Source organism: Paenibacillus sp. EB106-04-04-XG159 (assembly GCF_058791835.1).
Genome location: NZ_JBYTDY010000004.1, coordinates 227,436 through 248,247 on the forward strand (window position 1 = coordinate 227,436; position 20,812 = coordinate 248,247).

Here is a 20,812-nt window from a genome sequence, read left to right on the forward strand (position 1 = left end):
ACTAATAGGAGGAGTTATTGTTATGGCAAAGACGTATCGCATTGCAATTATCGGCTGCGGGGGCATCGCTAACGGCAAACATATGCCTTCCCTGTCCAGACTTAAGAACATTGAAATGGTCGCTTTCTGTGACATCATCGAAGAACGCGCAATCGAAGCGAAAGAGAAATTCGGCTCCGAAGACGCGAAAGTATACACAGACTACACAGAGCTGCTGAAAGACAGCACAATCGACATCGTGCATGTATGTACTCCGAACGACTCCCATGCGGAAATCACGATTGCTGCGCTGGAAAGCGACAAGCACGTTATGAGTGAGAAGCCGATGGCGAAGAAAGCGGAAGATGCCCTTCGCATGATGGAAACTGCTGAGCGCACAGGCAAAAAGCTTACGGTAGGATACAACAACCGTTTCCGCCCAGACAGCCTGCATCTGAAGAAAGTATGCGAAGAGGGTACTCTTGGTGAAGTGTACTATGCGAAGGCTCATGCGATTCGCCGTCGTGCAGTGCCTACATGGGGCGTGTTCTTGGACGAAGAGAAGCAAGGCGGCGGACCGCTTATCGATATCGGTACACACGCGCTTGACTTGACATTGTGGATGATGGACAACTACGAGCCTAAAGTGGTTCTGGGTACCTCATTCCACAAGCTCGGCAAGAAAGAGAATGCAGCGAATGCTTGGGGACCATGGGATCCTGAGAAGTTTACAGTAGAAGATTCCGCATTCGGTATGATTGTGATGAAGAACGGCGCTACGATTGTATTGGAGTCCAGCTGGGCGTTGAATACAACACAAGTGCATGAAGCTAAATGTACGCTATGCGGTACTGAAGGCGGAGCTGATATGCTCAACGGTCTGTCGATTAACGGCGAGCATCACAGCCGCTTGTATGAGCAGAAGGTTGAATTGACGTCTGGCGGCGTTGCATTCTTCGACGGACAAACGGAACGTGAATCCGATGTTGAGATGCGCTTGTGGATTGAAGCGATCGATCAAGATAAAGATCCTGTCGTAACTCCTAAGCAAGCTTATGTCGTATCTCAATTGCTCGAAGCAATCTATGAGTCTGCTGAAACAGGCAAAGCTATTTACTTCGAATAATTGCTGTACTAGGTAGAGGAGGTTCTCAACGTGAAACTAGGTGTATTCACTGTACTATATGGAAATTTATCGCTTGAAGAAGCACTTGATACAATCGCAGCCAAAGGCGTTGAAGCTGTTGAGTTCGGCTGCGGCGGCTATCCTGGCCCAGCGCACTGCAACCCGCATGAGCTGCTTGCAGATGAAGCTAAGCTGCAAGCATTCAAGGATGCGATTGATTCACGCAATCTGACGATTAGCGCATTGAGCTGTCACGGCAACGCCTTGCATCCGCAGAAGGAGATCGCGAAGTCGTTCCATGATGACTTCATGGCTACTCTCGACTTGGCTGCTAAGCTTGGCGTGCCTGTTGTGAATGGCTTCTCGGGCTGCCCGGGAGATCATGAAGGCGCGAAGTATCCGAACTGGCCGGTTGCTCCTTGGCCGAACGATTACCGTGAAGTATTCGAATGGCAGTGGTCGGAGAAAGTGATTCCTTACTGGAAGGAAGTCGGCAAGTACGCTGCAGACCGCGGCATCAAGATCGGTCTGGAGCTCCACGGCGGATTCTCCGTTCACTCGCCAGGTACATTGTTGAAGCTGCGTGAAGCTGTAGGCGACGTGATCGGTGCGAACCTTGACCCTAGCCACATGTGGTGGCAAGGAATTGATCCGGTTCAAGCGATCCGTATTCTTGGCCGCGCAGGTGCGCTGCACCATTTCCATGCGAAGGATACAACGATCGATCCGATCAATGTCAATATGCATGGTATTACAGACATGCAGCCGTACACGAATATGCTGGACCGCGCATGGCAGTTCCGCACTGTTGGATACGGCCACGACGCGAAGACATGGGCTGATATCATAAGCGAGCTGCGCCTCGTAGGTTATGACTATGTCATCAGCATTGAGCATGAAGATGGCTTGATGTCGGTAGATGAAGGCTTCACGAAAGCGGTCAACGCACTGCAGCCTATCTTAATGAAGGAACCGCTTGGCGAGATGTGGTGGGTATAACCCTTCATCTGCTAACTGGCTACGATATTGGTTTAAATAAAGGAGATATACAATCATGACTCAACCTTTGACAGTGACCGTTTGGAATGAATACCAACATGAGAAGAAGAATCCAGTAGTAGCAGACATCTATCCAAAGGGTATTCACGGTGCGATAGGAGAGCCGCTCGAAGGCGACTACCGCGTTCAGTACGCTACTCTTGATATGCCTGAGAATGGCTTGACGGAACAGGTGTTGAATGACACTGACGTTCTCATCTGGTGGGGACATATGGCGCATGATCAAGTGGATGATGCTGTAGTCGAGCGCGTATACAATCGTGTACTTCATGGCATGGGGCTGATCGTGCTGCACTCCGGTCACTTCTCGAAAATATTCAAGAAGCTGATGGGCACATCCTGTGACCTGAAATGGCGCGAAGCGAACGATAAGGAGCGTCTATGGGTTGTGACGCCAGGGCATCCGATCGCGGAAGGAATCGGTGAATACATCGAGCTTCCTGCTGAGGAAATGTACGGTGAGCACTTCGACATCCCGCAGCCGGAAGAGCTCGTATTCGTGAGCTGGTTCTCTGGCGGCGAAGTATTCCGCAGCGGCTGTACGTACAAGCGCGGCATGGGCAAGGTATTCTATTTCCGCCCAGGTCATGAGACGTATCCGACGTATCATAATGAACAGATTCAACGCGTTATTCGCAATGCGGTGGAATGGGCTAAGCCGTCTACAAGAAAGTATCCGGCTTACGGACATTCTCAGCCGCTTGAACAAGCATAAGAGCCAGACAAATAAGAAGGCAGTGTTGGAGATGGTCTCCACCTGCCTTCTTGTTTTATAGTTGGAGCATTCGTAGAAGAAGCCGGCGGAGACGATGCAACCGACGGCATGACGCTAATCACCCTGCAATAGAGGGTGACAAGTTGCTGCTATGAGTTTCACTGGAGAACCGATTAGTCGGAATAGAGCTGGGTGAAGAAGCTTTCTGGACCCGTACGTGTGACGCCCTTGCGATTAACGAGCAGGAATACGGTGTATACAATCTCCGGTGCAAACGGCACGTCGAAATCAGCGCCAGAAAAGGCCAGTATAAGCGGGCATTCGCCGCTGTCTGAAACCGTTGTGGAAAGCTTCAGTACAACCGGATCTGTAGCCATCGTTCCGCGCACAATGGTTATCGTGACATTGGTATTTGGACGTGTAATTTCCAATGCGATCATACCTGTCATCGTTGCGCGAATCACCCCGACTGCACCAGCCGCATCCAGTCCGACTTGTGCAAACAGCGTCTGCGTATCTCTCTCTACTGGAATATTAATGTTATTTTCGGAAGCATTCTGCGATGTTCGTGCATCTAATAATCTCGCCATCAGTGAACCTCCTTTTCTTATGGTTAGATTATATGTATGACATTTAACAGTGAAGTGATTGGATGATTGAAAGCTATTGCAGGCAGGCGTCCATTTTCAATAGGAATCGGGCTTGAGTCTTTGGAAATTAGCGGTTTCGCTGTCGCTATGTTCGTTCAATAGGATCGCATCGCAGCGCAGGATCGTGTATGCTGGATAATAGGAACATAATTACAAGATAAGGATGAGTACACATGCCATCGGAAGGACGGGATCGAGCTGCGATTGACAGCGGAATAGAGCATGCTGGTAGGATTCTATTAGAAGGAGAGAACTGGTCTGTTACGGAATGGGAGTATGATTCAACAGCGGGGGCAATCTGGCAGATTCGAATTCCGGTTCCCTATTCTTTGCGGTGGGTGAACGCCTATATGCTGCTTGACGGAGAGCAGTGGACAGTGATTGACCCAGGGTTGAACACCCCGACTGCGCGAGCGGTATGGGAGCATATTATACGTGAAATGAACATTCAAGTTCAGCGGATTGGACGTATCGTGCTTACTCACTATCACCCGGATCATATGGGGCTCGCCGGCTGGTTTCAGGAGCAGACGGGAGCAGTCGTGCTGCTGTCAGAGGAAGGCTATCGTCACGCGCTCATGCTGTGGGGCCCTGATAACGATATGACAGAGGCCTTGATTCAATTATTCCAGGAACAAGGTTTTCCTCCCGAAATGACCGAGCAGCTTGAGAACCATATGGACAGCTTCATGGAGCAGGTTCATCCACTGCCTGAAGTTACATACGTGCGTGATGGCGAAGAGCTAATGATGGGTGGGCGAAAATGGACAGCCATTGAGACTTCAGGACATGCTGCGGGACATATCAGCTTCTATGATGCGGAGCATCGCGTGCTGCTCGCTGGTGATCATGTTCTGCCGCAGATTACGCCGAATGTCAGCCTGCTGCCGAATAGTGAGCCTGAACCGCTGCAGCAGTATTTGGCGGGATTGGATCGGCTGGCAGAGCTTCCAGCAGCGCTTGTGCTGCCGGGGCATCGACATCCTTTCCGTCATGCGGCCAGCAGAATTGAATACTTGAAGCTCCATCATGAGGAACGGTTGGCGCAGTGGCTGCTGTGGCTTACGGAAGCGCCAATGACAGCATACGAGATATGCTTGCGCGCCTTCGGATCGGTAGGCAAGCTGACCGTGCATCAATTCCGATTCGCAATGGGGGAAACGCTTGCCCATCTGAGAGAACTGGAGCGCCGCGGACAGGCGGCAGCCGTGAAGACAGATGGCAGCGATAATAGCGATGGCTGCGTACACTGGCACGCGCTTTAACACTAACCTTCTATAATCATTTATCAAGAATAAAACAAGCTGCTTCCTGTTTGTGCAGAGAGCAGCTTGTAGTTCTTCTTCATTAGTTCTTGGATTGCTCCTGTGCTTTTGCGATCTGGCGCATCTTCTCCATATCTTCTTCTCGCTCCGCCTGCTTGCGGTGAGCGATACGGCTGCTCGCAGCCGCTGCGATCGCACCGACAATATCGTCCAGGAATGTATGTATCTGACCGTCGTGCTTATCGTTAAGACGTTCCAGGATACCGGGCTTCAACTTGTCAACGTATCCGAAGTTCGTGAAGCCGATGCTGCCGTACACGTTCACAATCGAGAACGCCAGCACTTCATCCACACCGTACAGCCCTTCATCGTTTTCCACCATTTCCTGAAGTGCAGGCATGAGCTTGCCTTCCTCCGCAAGAAGATCGAGCTGGATGCCGGTCAGCACCGCATTCTGTACTTCGCGCTTCATAAGCACCTGATCAATGTTGTAGCGGCAGTATTCAAGCGTGAGCTCAGGATAATATTTCTGTTGCAGGAACAGCACTAGTTCTGCGATATCGTCTAATGAAACCCCGCGCTTCTGCAGCCATTCACGCGTCGCTTCCTCTACTTTTTCACTATTCAAGCTGTAAGGTTTATTCTGCTCAGGGACATAATCAGCAGGCTGCAAATGCGCGTCTTGCGTCAAATTGTTGTCTTCGTGTTTAGGAGTCATTTCGGTCACCTCTATAGATTGGTTTATAAACCCATTGAGCATACTTCTTTAGCATGCCTGTTTTACGCCAAAATTGCAAATGCTTGTCATGTTTCGGACAACCTTCTCGTATATATAGGACAAACATGCGATATTCAAGCCTAGAGCACATGCAGGTTTGAACGCGTGCATCCAAATTCCGATATTCAAGGAGGTTCAAGTTCCGAATGAATCATTCATCGCACTCTGTATCCCGTACCCAAAAGCTCCGCTATGGAGCAGCCGCCTGCATGCTTGCCTTATCGATGGGTCTAGCCGCTTGTGGAGGTGACAGCGCCATTGACGCCCCTCCTACCGATGTTGAATCTGAGATGCTGCGCGCAGTTGAAGATAATTCCGCAGGTGTATCAGGGACAAGTCTGATTCATGATCAAACGGCAGATACAAACATGACGGTATATCTGAAAGACCAAAACGGCTATCTAGCGCCGGTGTCTTACAAGCTGGAAGCAAAAGATAATGTATCCCTAGCGAAAGCGGGACTTGATCTTCTGGTAGAAGGCAGTCCGAATGCGGCTAAGCTTCCACAAGGCTTTAGCGGCACTTTACCGAAGGGAACTTCAGTGAAGCAAGTTACGATCGATCCTGAGCAGAAGCTGGCAGTGGTTGAATTTTCAGGACAATTCAAACAATATTCGGCTGAGCAGGAACGCCGCATTCTCGAGTCTATAACGTGGACGCTGACTTCGATGAAGGATGTGCAGCAGGTGCAGCTCTGGATGGACTCACAGAAGCTCACTGAAATGCCTGTGGGCGGAATTCCGCTTGACTCGAACCTGAATCGCAGCTTCGGTATTAACTTAGAGATCGCAGACGAAGTCAGTTATATGAACTCGATGCCTGTTATGGTTTATTTTACTTCGTTAACAATGGATGGCAAACCGTACTATATCCCGGTCACACGTCTCGTCGATCCATCCGATGATCTGGCAAAGACAGCGCTTGAACAGATTATCGAAGGTCCGCAGGATAAGAAGGCGATGTCCATGGTTGCAACAGAGGGAACCCAGATTAAGCATGTTGAGCGCAATGGCGACACGATTACCGTCGATCTCAGCGACAATATGTTTGGGCAGGGCGATAAGATTCCTTCTGACTTGTTAAAATCAGTTGTACTTACATTAACCGAGCTGCCGGATGTGTCTAAAGTGCAGATTACGATGAACGGAATGAAGGATATTATCGGTACAGACGACAAAGACTATTCGCAGCCTGTAACAAGACCATCGGTGAATCAGGCGAGCAAAGGCTAAAGTTGAAAAATACGCAGTGATTTAAGGTGCCAAGATGCTTTTCCTTATGGAATTTGGTAGAATAGGGGATGTTACTTGAAATGAATCGAAACACTACGTGGGAAGCGTAGCATCCCCGCACAGAGTATGGAGCAATGTAGGAGGCACTTGAATGAGAAGCAATGGACGCAGAGCAGAGGACACCCGCCCAATCACAATTCGCACGGAAACAAACAAATACGCGGAAGGTTCCGTGTTTATTGAAGTAGGCGACACGAAAGTGCTGTGTACGGCTACAGTAGACGAGAAGGTTCCACCTTTTATGAAAGGCCAAGGCAAGGGCTGGATAACGGCAGAGTATTCGATGCTGCCGCGCGCAACGCATGTACGAAACCAGCGTGAATCTGCACGAGGCAAGCTGACTGGCCGCACAATGGAGATTCAACGCTTAATCGGTCGAGCACTGCGCTCAGTCGTCGATCTTCATGCCCTTGGCGAGCGCACGATCACATTGGATTGCGACGTCATCCAAGCAGATGGCGGAACGCGGACAACATCGATTACAGGCGCGTTTGTTGCTATGGCGATAGCAGTACATAAGATTGCAGAACAGCATCATCTATCAAAATTTCCAATTACCGACTTCCTTGCATCATTAAGTGTAGGCATCATCCAAGGACGCCCATTGTGCGACCTTAATTACGATGAGGATTCGTCCGCTAAGGTTGACATGAATGTCGTCATGACAGGAAGCCGGAAGTTCGTAGAAGTTCAAGGTACAGGCGAAGAAAGCCCGTTTTCCCGTGAAGAACTGAATCAGCTGCTTGAGCTGGCTGAGAACGGCATCATGCAAGTGATTGAACAGCAGAAAGCGGTTCTTGGTCCGATTGCAGACAAGATCGCCGCTCGCGCTGCAAGCCTGAGCAAGGAGGGCTGATACGCAGTGCCGATCATGGGAGATACGATCATTGTAGCGACGAGAAACGCAGGCAAGCTCCGTGAGTTTGCCTATGCGTTTTCTTCGCTTGGTTTGAAAGTGAAGAGCCTAGCCGATTATCCTGCTATTCCTGATGTTGTAGAGGATGGGGAAACCTTTCTGGAGAATGCGCTGAAGAAGGCTAAGACGGTTGCTGAATCGCTGCAGATGCCCGTTCTGGCGGATGATTCAGGGCTATGTGTGGATCGGCTAAATGGAGAACCTGGAGTATATTCCGCACGCTATGCGGGTGAGCACGGCAATGACGAGGCAAACAACGCTAAGCTGCTTGCATCACTTCATGCGCTGCCTGCATGCGATACGGCTTGCCAGGACGAGAATAAGATGCAGGAGCAGCAGAATCTGCTGAGTCCAGCACAATTCGTATGCGCATTGGTGCTGTACGATCCGTTAAAAAAGCGGGCCTATGAAGCATTGGGCACGGTTGATGGGCAGATTATTGATCAACCGCGCGGCAACAATGGATTCGGTTATGATCCGTTGTTCTATGTGCCGTCATATGATCGCACGATGGCGGAGCTTACTCCGGAGGAGAAGCAGCGGATTAGCCATCGCGGCGAAGCGCTTCGTCTGTTGACTCAGCGTCTGTCCATCTTGTAATTTACGTGCAATTCACTTGCAAATCGCTTGTTAATCCCAAGTAATCTGATTAATTTATTTGGGTATGGACATTTTTGGTATAATGAAGTACATTTATGAGAGTAGAACAGACACCTTCACAAGATCATCTTGTAGAGGTGTCTTTTTCAAAATTACTATACTTATACACTAGTGGAATCATTGGGATTGGAGGCCGAATTTATGAGTGACAACACGCAATACCGCTTAGAAACATTGGCTATTCATGCTGGACAAGAAGTAGATCCGACCACACTGTCTCGCGCAGTGCCGTTGTATCAAACGACTTCTTACGCTTTCCGCGACGCAGATCATGCTGCGGACTTGTTTGCACTGAAGGAATTCGGCAATATTTATACGCGTCTGATGAATCCAACGACTGATGTGCTTGAGAAGCGTGTAGCGGCTCTTGAAGGAGGCGCGGCAGCACTTGCGACGGCGTCCGGTCAAGCGGCGATAACGTATGCCATCTTGAACATCGCGGGAGCTGGAGACGAGATTGTATCCGCGGCTTCCTTATATGGCGGAACCTACAATCTGTTCTCTATGACTTTAGCGAAGCTGGGAATTAAGGTTCATTTCGTAGATCCGACAGACCCTGAGAACTTCCGCAAGAAGATCACGCCGAAGACAAAGGCGTTGTACGCGGAAACAGTGGGCAATCCCAAGGGAGATGTGCTGGATATTGAAGCTGTTGCGGCGATTGCGCATGAGCATGGTATCCCTCTTATCGTTGACAATACATTCCCGAGCCCGTACTTGCTGCGTCCGATTGAGCACGGCGCTGACATCGTAGTGCATTCGGCAACGAAGTTTATCGGCGGACACGGTACTTCCATCGGAGGTATTATCGTGGATGGCGGTAAGTTCGATTGGGCTGCAAGCGGGAAGTTCCCAGGCCTGACCGAGCCGGATCCTAGCTATCACGGTGTAGTCTATACCGAAGCAGTAGGTCCTATCGCTTATATCATTAAAGCTCGAGTGCAGCTGTTGCGCGATATGGGAGCGGCGTTGTCGCCGTTTAATGCGTTCATGCTCATTCAAGGCTTGGAGACACTCCACCTGCGCATGGAGCGCCACAGCGAGAACGCGCAGAAGGTGGCGGAGTTCCTCGATAAGCATGACGGTGTTGAGTCTGTCAGCTATTGCGGACTTCCGAACCATCCGTCTTATGCGCTGGCTGAGAAGTATTTGCCGAACGGCAAAGGCGCTATTATGACGTTCGAGATCAAGGGCGGCGTTGAAGCAGGCCGCAAGGTGATCGAGAACGTGAAGCTGTTCTCTCACCTGGCGAATGTTGGCGATTCGAAGTCACTGATCATTCATCCAGCGAGCACGACGCACCAGCAGCTAAGTCCGGAAGAGCAGATTGCTGCAGGCGTTGGACCGGGTATGATTCGTTTGTCCATCGGAACGGAATCCATCCAGGATATCATTGCGGATCTTGACCAAGCGATTCGAGCAAGTCAGGTATAATCTAATTTATATATGGCGAAGGCCGCCCTATAGCAGCTGCGAAAGCGCTGTAAGGGGCGGCCTTTCTCTTTGCTTCGCAGCTTGCATGCCTTCGGCAAGCTCTTTCTCACGTCCAGCTTGAGAAGTGCTGCGCGGCTCGAACAGAGTCTGGCGTGAGAGCGGAGCCCCGCGTGCGAGTTAACGGGGAATAACCCCGTTACGGAGTGAGAAACGAGCATGAGATGCGCGATAACGGGGTAAAACCGTGTAACGGAAGCGAATCCGCAGGTGAACGGAGTCCCGCGTGTGAGTTAACGGGGAATAACCCCGTTACGGAGTGAGAAACGAGCATGAGATGCGCGATAACGTGGTAAAACCGTGTTACGGAAACGAATTCGCATGCTGGCGGAGCCCCGCGTGCGAGCTAACGGGGAATAACCCCGTTACGGAGTGAGAAGCGGGCATAAGATGCGAGATAACGTGGTAAAACCGTGTTACGGAAGCGAATCAGCATGCGAACGGAGTCCCGCGGGTGAGTTAACGGGTAATAACCCCGTTACGGAGTGTGGAGCAAGCATGAGTATGCGCGATAACGGGGTAAAACCGAGTTACGGAAGCGAATCTGCATCATGATGTTTATAATCCTATTAGATATCTATAAGGAAGTCATCACGATGAAAAAAATATATGATCGATGCAGATCTCCATATTTGGAGCGAGCAATCAGCTAATTCATCCGATCTTAAGCTGGGATCTTGTTCAGAGGACATCTGGACCATGGACTCTTGGCTAGTGGCTTATGGGCTGAAGCTTCATTACACAACATGATGCCGTTCGGCTAATTCAACTATGAGATTTGGGAGGACAGAAATGATGACAACTAACGGAAAACAATGGAAGATATTTGCGATCCAACATTCGCATACAGATGTAGGCTACACGGAAAGACAGGAAAAGATTCAGCAGTACCATGTGGACTATATCCGCCAAGCATTGCGTATTTTCCAAGAGATTGAAGCTGGTCGTCGACCGGATTGGAAGGGCTATAAGTGGGTATGTGAAACGTTCTGGCCTGTTGAATCCTTCTTGCAGAAGGCGAGTGAAGAGGAAAAGGCACAGTTAAAGGCTGCATTTCAACGCGGCGATATGGGCTTGTCTGGTACTTATCTTAACTTTGGCGAGCTCATCAGCAAGGAAATGCTTGAAGCCGTGATTCAACGAATTACAGCATATGGCGACAGCATCCAGGTACCGGTTCGTTCTGCGATGACTGCAGACATTACAGGCTTTGGCTGGGGCTACGGACAAGTATTAGCAGACGCAGGCATCCAAAACTTTTTCACCTGTATACACACTCATCACTCGATGTTCCCATTGTGGAAAAAGCAGCAGCCATTTTGGTGGGAGACTCCAAATGGGGATCACCTCTTAGTCTGGAATGGTGAGCATTATATGTTCGGTAATGACTTAGGCTTGATGCCAGGCTTGGGAGGATCGTATACGATCAAGGATGAGCTGGACGCAAGCAAAGGCGTTACCTTTGAAATAGCAGAAGTAAGGATTAAGCGTTACCTCAAGCGATTGACTGAGGATGGCTATGAATTCCCGTTTGTACCTGTTATGCTGTCGGGATTGCCAACGGATAATGGATCACCGAATGCGCAGATGATGGAGTTCGTCAATGCATGGAACGAGAAGTATGGCGATGACATATGCATTGTGCCAGCTACACTGGACGATTTCTTTGCAGAGCTTCGTCAATATGCGGAGCATCACCCAGATGCGATTGCTGTGCATCGCGGTGACTGGCCTGACTGGTGGACAGACGGTGCATGCTCAACGCCTATGCATGTGCAGATATTCCGTGAAGCGCAACGCGTGTATCACAAGGTGAAGTGCTTGGATCCGGAGCATCAAATCGTCTCAGAGGCGCGAATCCGTGACATCGAATATGAGCTGGCACTATTTGCTGAGCACACATGGGGCTACCATTCCTCCGTGAGCGAGCCATGGAATCCGTTCGTCCAGGAGCTTGGCGTGCGGAAGGAAGCCTACGCGGCTAATGCGAGCAGACTAGCGCATACTGCACTCTATGATATTCTGGAAGCAAAAGGAGATGCGTTGCTGTCTCCAGACCGCCCGATGCAGTTCAAGGTTCATAATCCATTTGAAATAGAACAGAATGAGGTTGCTCATCTGATCATGGAATCTTGGCACTATGACTTGATCAAAAATGGATTTGAAGTAATTGATGAGCAGAATCAGACCGTATATCCATCACAGATGGCAATTGTCTCACGCGGAGTTGTCGTGAGTGTGCCGCTGGTGCTGCAGCCAAAAGAGGAACGGGTATTGAAGATTCAGCCGGTGAGCGAGGTACCAGTGAAGACTGCGTTCCGCAATGACTATGTAGGCTCTGATCGGATGAGTGATATGCTGGGACCAGAAGAGCAAACGATGCTTGTAACACCTGTCTATCTTGAAACTCCTTATGTCCGTATTGAGTGGAAGAAGGGGCAAGGGATCACAAGTTGGGTCGATAAGCAAAGCAATCGTGATCTGCTGCGCGAGGATCGGAATCACGACGCCTTTACACCGGTATATGATGTCACGAAGGCGAATGGTTTATCGGACATGAACGAGGTTCGTCGCAAGATGGGACGCAATCGTAAAGGAGCCGATGCGCAGATTTCGGTAGGAAAGCTCACGAATGCAGCTGTTGTCGAACAGGGAGCCGTATATGGCAAGGTTCAGCTGACATATGAAGTAGACGGCTGCAGCCATTATTCGCTTCTGATCACAGCGTATGCGGATCGACCTCGAGTTGATGTTGCGGTACGACTGCATAAGGACAGCGTCTGGGATCCTGAGAACCTGTACGTATCACTGCCGTTTGGCAATCCGATTGCAGTAGATCATCCTCAATTGTGGGTCGATAAGGCCGGTGCGCTGGTCCGTCCGCGTATAGATCAACTCGACGGCTCATTGGCGGATTATTATTGTGCTGGTGAAGGGGTTGCTTACGTGGGTGAGTCGGAAGGTATCGTCATTGCCTTGCCGGATACACCATTGATTCAGCTGGGATCTTTAGCGTATGAGTCCCGTTTGCTGAGCGGTCATGCTAAGCTGGCATCAGATCCAGCACATCTGTATTCCTGGCCAATGAACAACTACTGGGAAACGAACTTTGCGCCAACTTTAGGAGGCTTCTATGAATTCCGCTATAATGTAGCTTGGGGCGAGGCTTATCACACACCAGAGAAAGCAATTGAAGCTTGCGAAAGTATGAATGCAGGAATACTAGCGTGGAGAACACGATGATATCACGAATTCGGGATATCGTACATGCACCCATATGACTCATAAAGAACAGAGCCGCTCATATTCAGCGGCTCTTTCTTATGCATGAATGCCTATTTCACAGAATGACTTGAACCTTGTAGGTGCGCAGCCAATAATCAACCTGCAGCAGGTAGGCGAACAGCTGCGGACCGGACATGAGCTGGCCGAACCAAGGCAGGTGGGAGCTGGCTTCCTCGGAAGCCGCAATCTCGCGAATTCGATCCGCGTTAATGAAGGTGTGAAGCGGGGAGCTGGAATCGCTGAGCCGTTCCAGCGCAAGCGTTCTCACCGCATGCAGATAGCTCGGATTATGCGTTTTCGGATAAGGGCTCTTCTTGCGGTACAACACATCATCTGGCAGTATGCCTTCCAATGCTTTGCGCAAGATGCCCTTTTCACGACCGCCGTAGGTCTTAATCTCCCATGGAATGTTATAGACATATTCCACAAGCCGATGATCCGTATATGGTACGCGCACTTCGAGGCCAGACCCCATGCTCATGCGGTCTTTGCGATCCAGCAGAGTAGGCATGAAGCGCGTAATATTCAGGTAGGACATCACACGCATGCGCGCGGCGGCATGATCCTCTCCCGGGAGCTTAGGGACTTCATTCAGCGCTTCCGTATATCGATCCGCGACGTATTGCTCCCCCTTGATACACTCGGCTATTTCGGGCTTTAGCAGGCTTAAGCGGAGCTTCGTTGCGAGCGCCCAAGGAAATGTATTGGCGTTCAAGGCATCTTCGCGATGAAACCATGGGTATCCGCCGAATACTTCATCCGCCGCTTCGCCGGACAATGCAACGGTTGCGCCTTCCTTGATCTGACGGCAGAACAAGTACAACGAGCTGTCGATATCTGTCATGCCTGGCATATCGCGAACCTGAACCGCGTGTTCCAATGCTGCGATCAGCTCAGGAGTATCGAATTTGACCCAATGATGGTTCGTATTCAACTCTTCCACCATACGGCGAATCCAAGGCTCATCCGCATTAGGCTGAAAAGCATGCGCTTTGAAAAAGAGATCATTGTCTACATAATCAATCGAATAGGTGTCAATTCGCCCCATGCCTCTTCTGTTGTAGGACTGTACAGTCAGCGCGGTTAAGGCGCTTGAATCAAGTCCGCCTGACAGCAAGGTACAGACGGGCACATCAGAGATGAGCTGTCTTTCCACCGTATCAATGAGCAGCTCACGCACCGCGCGTGCGGTTTCTTCCGCATCGTGCTCGTGCTCGATGCTGCGCAATTGCCAGTAAGCTGCTATATGCTTGCCATCGCGATCGAATGTCAGCGTATGCCCAGCTCTTAACTCACACATCGATTTGTAAACTCCATGCCCTGGTGTGCGCGCAGGTCCGACGAGAAAGATCTCCGCAATCCCTTCCGCTCCGATCTCAGGACGAACGTCAGGGTGCTGCAGCAGGGACTTAGGCTCTGAACCAAAGGCCAGCCAGCCGCTGCCCTCACTGTAGAAGAGCGGCTTCACTCCGAGCCGATCACGCGCCATAAACAGCTTCTGTTCCCGCTCATCCCATATGGCGAACGCAAATATGCCATTAAAGCGCTCTACACAATGCTCTTTCCAATGAATATAGGCATTCAGCAGCACTTCCGTATCGCAATTCGTTAAGAAGGTATACCCGTGGCTCGCCAGCTCCGCTCGGAGCTCGATAAAATTGTATAATTCTCCGTTATAAACGATGGAATATAATCCACTCTCATGTTGACGGATCATAGGCTGAGCACCGTTCTCAGGGTCGATTACCGATAATCTTCGGTGGCCAAACGCGCATGGACCGGCAATCCAGGTACCTCTGGCATCCGGTCCTCGAGCTGTTAAAGTTTCGGTCATTTGCTCCAAGACGATTGTATGTTGGGTGAGGTCCCGATTCCAATCAATCCATCCAGTAATTCCACACATGTGCTGTTCATCCTCTCCGTTCCGTAACTTCCCAGAAGACCAATGAACCGGTTTGCCGGCAAATCAAGATAATAACATGGGTATGCAGAAATCGGCATAAGATGTATGTCCATCGGGAGATGCTATGAAAAAAGGAGTGTTGCCATGGATTACAGGAAATATTATGTTTCGGTGCATCACCGGACTATATTGCCGGAGCCGTCAGAAGGCGTTGATCTGGAAATTGAGGCGACAGAAGCTCAGGTCGATCAGCTGTACAAGCTGATGGGTCAAGTGGCGGACGAGGAGTCGGATGCCATGTTCGAGCACTTTATGCTCTTCACGAAGGAAACGAACGACCAGCTTAATCAACAATATGAGCGTCGTCTACATGAATTGTATCGAGAGCTGTATCGGCTGGGAACTGCCAATACAAGAGCGTTTATTGAACATCATATAGGGGGAAGCTAATCATGCTTGAGATTCAGCAAGCTTTTTATCGCGGGAAGGCGGACTTGAATGGACGCGTCTGCGCTTCTGTTGAAGTGGTGCCATTGCAGCCAGAATACGGTCATCTGATTGCCTATATAGCTCCTATCCAGAGCGGAGGGTTTGAGGTTGTAAAGATCACACAGAACCAAGGGGATGCGCCGGAGGGTTGGTATACTTATTCGTTGTCGCAAACGGTAATCCCAGGATCGAGTGAGATGTTTGTGGATCATCAGGCTTTTGGGATGGACTGGAATGCGCAGTCGCATTTTCTGGACAATCTATTGTCCTGCAATGAGGTGCGCAGCGAGCTGGAGCAGCAGTTCGGGCAGTAGGCGTAAAGAAGTAGAGTCAGATGAGCAGCAGCATAAAGCATCATGAAAGTACAGTTTTTATGGAATTGAAATGAACTCGAAGTGAACCCAATGAAGGAGGGCTTTACATGACAGAACAATTCAAGTCTAATAAAGGCAACAAATACGTCCATCAACGCAAACATGCGGAGGCTGTACTCGCGAAAAACCTGAAGCATCCCGGTGCTAAAAACCATTGGGAGCTGGGCAGAAACAAGTAAGAATGCTGCAAGATGCCCCAGTCCAACAACGTGGCGGGGCATCTTAATGATTATATATGATGGTCCATGAGTGAGTACGATCTCTCGGCCTCACTGCATTTGAACCATCTTTCGTGTCTTCAGCACAATCTTATAGATGCTGTCCCTTGAGAGATGAAACTGATTCATCAATTCGTCAATGGATGCACCTGTTGCGTGGAGCTCGAATATTTGCTGATTACGTCTAGCTAGACTTTCCTTTGTGCCGTTCTGGTCTCCCCAGCCGGCGCGAATATGTCCGCACTCACGCGGTATATAAATTAATTCACTTTGAACGTATTTTTGAATTTCACGCAGCAAACTAGCCGGAAGAATATCCTTTCCGTTTACGTAACCCACCCTGGTTACCTCCTTTGATACCTTTAATGCCTTTCACGTTGGAACATGCGATTTGTTGATTGAAATCGATGAAATTCAACATGCTTACGCCTCCTCTCGAATATTTGAATTATTTGGATAACACATATTACTATGCTACAACGAAATCGTCCCGCAGACAACCGCCTGCGGGATATTTATTTACACTAGGTTAACGGGGCATTGTGAACCTCGTGATAAGTTCTACTTTTGCAAAAATGACCATTCTAGCACATATTATATTGGGGAAAGAAGGCGCCGCGTTGGACGCCTCCTTTCCTTGCATTGGCTTCTCTCTGCTTACGCAGAGATCACCTCATAATGTTTGATCAACGGAACCAACTCCTTTCTACAGGATTAAGCCGGCCGGCTAACTATAGTTAACCATAGCGATTATTGGTAATCAATGGAGAGAACAATTACAAGTATTCTTTACAAAATATTATCGTCGCGGCTCTATAGGCAAAGTAATTGTGCTGATTCATGGAATAATCACAGTTGTCCTTCATATGCTGATCATACAAGTACATGATTGAGGCAATGGCGCCTTGTCGATTGAAAGCGATTACTCGCTCTCAATTGGCTTGGCGTCTTTATGTTTCCAATTCGAATGAGGAACGGAGTTGCATGCGTGTGTTGGATCAACCTATTCGCGCTGTCCCTCTAGCCGTGCGAATTATTCCGAATGTGGACGCGGGACTTGCCAGGCATCTGAATCTGGAAGCATCCGTTCGCAGCTTGGGCCTGATAACATCAAGCATCGACGATGTGGGCTATACCGCTATTGATGAAGCCACGAAACGAGCGGCGGTTGATGTGGTGTATGCCAAGTCCTTTTATGCCGGCTCGGCACATGCGTCTGGTCCGCTGTCTGGAGAGTTTATTGGCATCATTGGCGGCGATAACCCAGCAGAGGTGCAGAGCGGTCTGGATGCGGCAATGGAGGTTATGGAGCGCGGCGCATGCTTCTATTCGCTGAATGAGGATGCGAGCCACGCTTATTACGCCCATGTCATCTCACGGTCAGGGCGATATCTATCCGGAATCGCTGGCGTGCAGGAAGGCGATCCGATTGCTTATCTGATCGCTCCGCCCCTAGAGGCGATTGCCGGGCTGGACGCCGCGCTGAAGGCTGCGGATGTGACGCTGCAAACCTTTTACGGGCCGCCGACAGAAACGAACTTTGCGGGGGGCTTGTTGACCGGAAGCCAATCGGCTTGCACTGCCGCAGCGAAGGCATTCCGCGATAAGGTGAAAGAGATTGCCCAGACACCGCACTCATTGCGATGAAGGATGGAGGGTGTGAGCTATGGCCGGTAAGCAGGAAGCGTTAGGGATGATCGAGACGTGGGGAGTGCCTGCCTTGATTGCGGCCGCTGACGCGGCGGCGAAAGCTTCCGATGTGCAGGTGCAGACCTATGAGAAGGTAGATGCGGGTATCGTGACCATTTATATCGTTGGTGATGTGGCATCCGTGAAAGCCGCAGTGGAAGCTGGCAAAGACGCGGCTGAACGAGTAGGCAAGCTGCTATCAACCCACGTCATCGCGCGGCCTGATGGACAGCTGAGTGAATGGATAAGGGGAAGAGCCTTGTAGGAAGGAGGAGTTATGGTGGACATGGATCCGGATTTACTGTCCATTCAAGAGGTTAGGGAAGCTCTTAAGCGAGCCAAGCAAGCACAAGCAGCGCTTGAAGAGCTCAATCAGGCGCAGATCGATGCCATCATCGACGAGATGGCGCGTGAGGCGTCTTCTCAAGCCGAGGCATTGGCGAAGCTTGCGGTAGAGGAAACAGGGTATGGCAATGTGGCGGATAAGAAGGCGAAGAATGAATTTGTCGCGCGCGACATCTACGAGGCGATACGGCCGCTGCATACGGTAGGCATTATCCACCGCGATGAAGCGCGCAAGGTATGGGAGATTGCGCAGCCAGTCGGGATCATCGCCGGCATCGTACCGTCAACGAATCCGACCTCGACGGTAATGTTTAAGGCGATGATCGCCTTGAAGGCACGCAACGCGATTGTGTTAAGCCCGCACCCGGGGGCGAAGCGCTGCTCGCTGGAAGCGGCGATGCGCATGCAAGCCGCAGCCGAGCGCGCAGGTGCGCCCGCATATGCGGTCCAGTGCTTGACGCAGCCTACGCTCGAAGCGAGCACGGAGCTGATGAAGCACCGTGACACGGACGTGATCCTGGCGACCGGCGGCACGGGAATGGTGAAGGCTGCGTATAGCTCCGGCAAGCCTGCCTATGGCGTAGGCCCCGGCAATGTGCCGGTATACATTCACCGCAGCGCCAATATTGCTCGAGCGGCGGAGCTGATTGTACAGAGCAAGACATTTGACCACGGCACGATATGCGCGTCTGAACAGGCGCTTGTTGTGGATCGAGCTGTTAAGCCAGCGGTTAGAGAGGCGTTAGTGAAGCTCGGCGGCTATGTCTTGTCAGATGAGGAGAAGGAGCGAGTATCCAAGCTGATCCTGCTGAACGGAGGCTTGAATCCGCGAATAGTGGGCAGATCAGCACAGGCTATCGCCGAGATGGCCGGCATCACAATTCCAGCACATACGCGCCTGCTTATCGCGGAGGAGCAGCAGGTTGGCAAGGGGGTTCCATTTTCCATCGAGAAGCTATGTCCGCTGTTGGCACTGTATACGGTAGAGGATGAAATAGAAGGGTGCGAGCTGTGCAAGCAATTGCTTGCGCTTGGCGGATTAGGGCATACACTCGGTATCCATGCGGAGGATATGCAGGTGATCGAAGCCTTTGGGCTGAAGAAGCCCGCTTCGCGAATTGTCGTAAATTCAGGGACGACGTTCGGCGGAATCGGCATGAGTACAGGGATCTTCCCTTCAATGACGCTTGGCTGCGGCTCCTACGGCAATAACATCACTTCGGATAATATCGGTCCACAGCATCTGATGAATATTAAGCGGGTGGCATTCGGGATACGGGATATTCCATCTAGTAAGCCGCAAGAGTCTATGAATCTATCGGAGTCTGGTGGCATCCATGACCTTGAGCGCAATGCGAGATCGATCAGTCGTGAAGAAGTGCTGGCGATTGTAAAAAGAGTGCTAGCAGAAGTGCAGCATTCATAGAATGTGATCAACAGCTCGTACGAATAAAATGAATACGGTTGAGGAGGCGTTGTTATGGCAGGAGAAATGTCTGCACTCGGAATGATCGAAACGAAGGGCTTGATCGGCGCAGTTGAAGCGGCGGATGCAATGGTAAAGGCCGCTAATGTAAAGCTGATCGGCAAGGTGCATGTCGGAGGCGGCTTAGTCACGGTTATGGTGCGGGGAGATGTGGGCGCCGTGAAGGCGGCGACTGATTCAGGAGCTGCGGCGGCAGAGAAGGTAGGGGAATTGCTGTCCGTACACGTTATCCCTCGTCCGCATACGGATATTGAATACATATTGCCTAAGCTCGAAGGGTAGAGGAGAACCGGTATGGGATTCGTGACCGAAACGCAACTCCGCGCGATGCTTGCTAAGGGAATCCCTAATCCGTATCCCTTGGGAGAAGAGGAGAGGCTGACGCCAGCAGCGGCAGACTTTCTTAAATCTAGGGGCATCCGACTGGCGCGCGGTGACGGGGACTCAAGGGGTACAGGAGATTCGAGGAGTTCTAGCGGTTCCGCTGAGCGGCATGTTCCCACAATTCCGGTGGGGGTCTCGAATCGGCATGTGCATCTGTCCCAAGAGCATGTGGAAATGTTATTCGGAGCTGGGCACAAGTTGACGCTTGAGCGAGCCTTGTCGCAGGAAGGGCAATACGCTGCAGCCGAAAAGGTTACGCTGCGGGGGCCTAAGGGAGAGCTGCATAACGTGCGTGTGCTCGGACCCGTGCGTGAGCATAGTCAGGTAGAAATATCCCGAACGGACAGCTTTCAGTTAGGCATTCAGACGCCGCTTCGCTTGTCTGGCGATATTGCACAGACGCCGGGAGTGATGCTGCTGGGTCCTGCGGGTACACTCTGGCTTGAGCGGGGATTGATCATTGCGAAGCGCCATGTTCATATGTCACCGGATGATGCCAAGCTGTTTCAGGTGCAGCAGGGAGACAGAATTCAGCTGCGAACGATTGCGAACGCTTCTAATGGGCGGCCACTCGTTTTCTCGGACGTCATCGTAAGAGTGGATGCGCGTTATAGATTGGATTATCATATCGATCTGGATGAAGCAAATGCGGCATTTCTGTCAACAGGGGATGTCGTGGAGTGGTGTTCATGATAGACGATGGAATGG

Annotated in this window: 21 protein-coding genes; 17 read left to right on the top strand and 4 right to left on the bottom strand. The window is 50.7% G+C overall.

Annotation, left to right across the window (positions count from 1 at the left end):
• Positions 1 to 22 precede the first annotated feature (22 nt).
• From AC3WTP_RS06965 to AC3WTP_RS06975, 3 genes are read left to right on the top strand one after another with little or no spacing between them, the layout of a single operon-like run.
• Positions 23 to 1,105, top strand: coding sequence for a Gfo/Idh/MocA family protein (locus AC3WTP_RS06965; RefSeq protein WP_492393860.1), 1,083 nt, complete (start codon positions 23 to 25; stop codon positions 1,103 to 1,105).
• Positions 1,106 to 1,135: 30 nt separating this feature from the next.
• Entirely contained in the window at positions 1,136 to 2,104 is a 969-nt protein-coding gene (locus AC3WTP_RS06970) for a sugar phosphate isomerase/epimerase family protein (RefSeq protein WP_492393861.1), read from the top strand.
• Between the two features lie 55 nt (positions 2,105 to 2,159).
• Positions 2,160 to 2,879: a ThuA domain-containing protein gene (locus AC3WTP_RS06975; RefSeq protein ID WP_492393862.1), complete on the top strand. Its 720-nt coding sequence runs from the start codon at positions 2,160 to 2,162 to the stop codon at positions 2,877 to 2,879.
• Between the two features lie 173 nt (positions 2,880 to 3,052).
• Here AC3WTP_RS06975 and AC3WTP_RS06980 read toward each other — a convergent pair whose 3' ends face one another.
• Positions 3,053 to 3,469, bottom strand: coding sequence for a hypothetical protein (locus tag AC3WTP_RS06980; RefSeq protein WP_492393863.1), 417 nt, complete (start codon positions 3,467 to 3,469; stop codon positions 3,053 to 3,055).
• Between the two features lie 233 nt (positions 3,470 to 3,702).
• Here AC3WTP_RS06980 and AC3WTP_RS06985 point away from each other — a divergent pair, with 233 nt between their 5' ends.
• Positions 3,703 to 4,794 carry an MBL fold metallo-hydrolase gene (locus AC3WTP_RS06985; RefSeq protein WP_492393864.1) on the top strand — a complete coding sequence of 364 codons (1,092 nt, stop codon included), beginning with the start codon at positions 3,703 to 3,705 and terminating at the stop codon, positions 4,792 to 4,794.
• A gap of 82 nt (positions 4,795 to 4,876) precedes the next feature.
• Here AC3WTP_RS06985 and AC3WTP_RS06990 read toward each other — a convergent pair whose 3' ends face one another.
• Complete coding sequence (locus AC3WTP_RS06990) at positions 4,877 to 5,512, bottom strand: phosphatidylglycerophosphatase A family protein (RefSeq protein WP_492393865.1); 636 nt, start codon at positions 5,510 to 5,512, stop codon at positions 4,877 to 4,879.
• Between the two features lie 206 nt (positions 5,513 to 5,718).
• On the opposite strand from AC3WTP_RS06990, the gene AC3WTP_RS06995 reads away from it, so the two are divergent.
• The 5 genes from AC3WTP_RS06995 (at position 5,719) to AC3WTP_RS07015 (ending at position 13,174) form a co-directional block, all read left to right on the top strand.
• Entirely contained in the window at positions 5,719 to 6,804 is a 1,086-nt protein-coding gene (locus tag AC3WTP_RS06995; protein WP_492393866.1) for a GerMN domain-containing protein, read from the top strand.
• 151 nt (positions 6,805 to 6,955) lie between these two features.
• A complete protein-coding gene (rph, locus tag AC3WTP_RS07000; RefSeq protein WP_492393867.1) occupies positions 6,956 to 7,720 on the top strand; it encodes a ribonuclease PH in 765 nt (254 codons plus the stop codon).
• Positions 7,721 to 7,735: 15 nt separating this feature from the next.
• The gene (locus AC3WTP_RS07005) at positions 7,736 to 8,380 is read left to right on the top strand and encodes an XTP/dITP diphosphatase (RefSeq protein ID WP_492393974.1); all 645 of its coding nucleotides are present in this window, start codon (positions 7,736 to 7,738) and stop codon (positions 8,378 to 8,380) included.
• A gap of 201 nt (positions 8,381 to 8,581) precedes the next feature.
• On the top strand, positions 8,582 to 9,874 hold the full coding sequence (locus AC3WTP_RS07010; protein ID WP_492393868.1) for a homocysteine synthase: 1,293 nt from the start codon (positions 8,582 to 8,584) through the stop codon (positions 9,872 to 9,874).
• A gap of 849 nt (positions 9,875 to 10,723) precedes the next feature.
• Entirely contained in the window at positions 10,724 to 13,174 is a 2,451-nt protein-coding gene (locus tag AC3WTP_RS07015; RefSeq protein ID WP_492393869.1) for a glycoside hydrolase family 38 N-terminal domain-containing protein, read from the top strand.
• Positions 13,175 to 13,271: 97 nt separating this feature from the next.
• Here AC3WTP_RS07015 and asnB read toward each other — a convergent pair whose 3' ends face one another.
• Positions 13,272 to 15,119 (bottom strand): asparagine synthase (glutamine-hydrolyzing), encoded by a 1,848-nt coding sequence (gene asnB, locus AC3WTP_RS07020; RefSeq protein WP_492393870.1) that lies wholly within the window; start codon positions 15,117 to 15,119, stop codon positions 13,272 to 13,274.
• 144 nt (positions 15,120 to 15,263) lie between these two features.
• Between asnB and AC3WTP_RS07025 the strand changes: the two genes are divergently transcribed.
• The 3 genes from AC3WTP_RS07025 (at position 15,264) to AC3WTP_RS07035 (ending at position 16,161) form a co-directional block, all read left to right on the top strand.
• Entirely contained in the window at positions 15,264 to 15,569 is a 306-nt protein-coding gene (locus AC3WTP_RS07025) for a hypothetical protein (RefSeq protein WP_492393871.1), read from the top strand.
• Positions 15,570 to 15,571: 2 nt separating this feature from the next.
• Positions 15,572 to 15,922 carry a hypothetical protein gene (locus AC3WTP_RS07030; RefSeq protein ID WP_492393872.1) on the top strand — a complete coding sequence of 117 codons (351 nt, stop codon included), beginning with the start codon at positions 15,572 to 15,574 and terminating at the stop codon, positions 15,920 to 15,922.
• A gap of 107 nt (positions 15,923 to 16,029) precedes the next feature.
• Entirely contained in the window at positions 16,030 to 16,161 is a 132-nt protein-coding gene (locus AC3WTP_RS07035; protein WP_458568848.1) for a hypothetical protein, read from the top strand.
• 90 nt (positions 16,162 to 16,251) lie between these two features.
• Here AC3WTP_RS07035 and AC3WTP_RS07040 read toward each other — a convergent pair whose 3' ends face one another.
• Positions 16,252 to 16,539, bottom strand: a complete 288-nt coding sequence (locus AC3WTP_RS07040; RefSeq protein ID WP_458568847.1) for a CD3324 family protein — start codon at positions 16,537 to 16,539, stop codon at positions 16,252 to 16,254.
• A 654-nt stretch (positions 16,540 to 17,193) separates the two neighbouring features.
• On the opposite strand from AC3WTP_RS07040, the gene eutL reads away from it, so the two are divergent.
• The 5 genes from eutL to pduL are packed head-to-tail and all read left to right on the top strand — an operon-like array spanning position 17,194 to position 20,797.
• On the top strand, positions 17,194 to 17,847 hold the full coding sequence (gene eutL, locus AC3WTP_RS07045; protein WP_492393975.1) for an ethanolamine utilization microcompartment protein EutL: 654 nt from the start codon (positions 17,194 to 17,196) through the stop codon (positions 17,845 to 17,847).
• A gap of 19 nt (positions 17,848 to 17,866) precedes the next feature.
• Complete coding sequence (locus AC3WTP_RS07050) at positions 17,867 to 18,154, top strand: BMC domain-containing protein (RefSeq protein WP_492393873.1); 288 nt, start codon at positions 17,867 to 17,869, stop codon at positions 18,152 to 18,154.
• Between the two features lie 15 nt (positions 18,155 to 18,169).
• On the top strand, positions 18,170 to 19,660 hold the full coding sequence (locus tag AC3WTP_RS07055; RefSeq protein WP_492393976.1) for an aldehyde dehydrogenase family protein: 1,491 nt from the start codon (positions 18,170 to 18,172) through the stop codon (positions 19,658 to 19,660).
• Between the two features lie 54 nt (positions 19,661 to 19,714).
• Positions 19,715 to 20,002, top strand: coding sequence for a BMC domain-containing protein (locus AC3WTP_RS07060; protein WP_492393874.1), 288 nt, complete (start codon positions 19,715 to 19,717; stop codon positions 20,000 to 20,002).
• A gap of 12 nt (positions 20,003 to 20,014) precedes the next feature.
• Complete coding sequence (pduL, locus tag AC3WTP_RS07065; protein ID WP_492393875.1) at positions 20,015 to 20,797, top strand: phosphate propanoyltransferase; 783 nt, start codon at positions 20,015 to 20,017, stop codon at positions 20,795 to 20,797.
• The last annotated feature ends 15 nt before the right edge of the window (positions 20,798 to 20,812 follow it).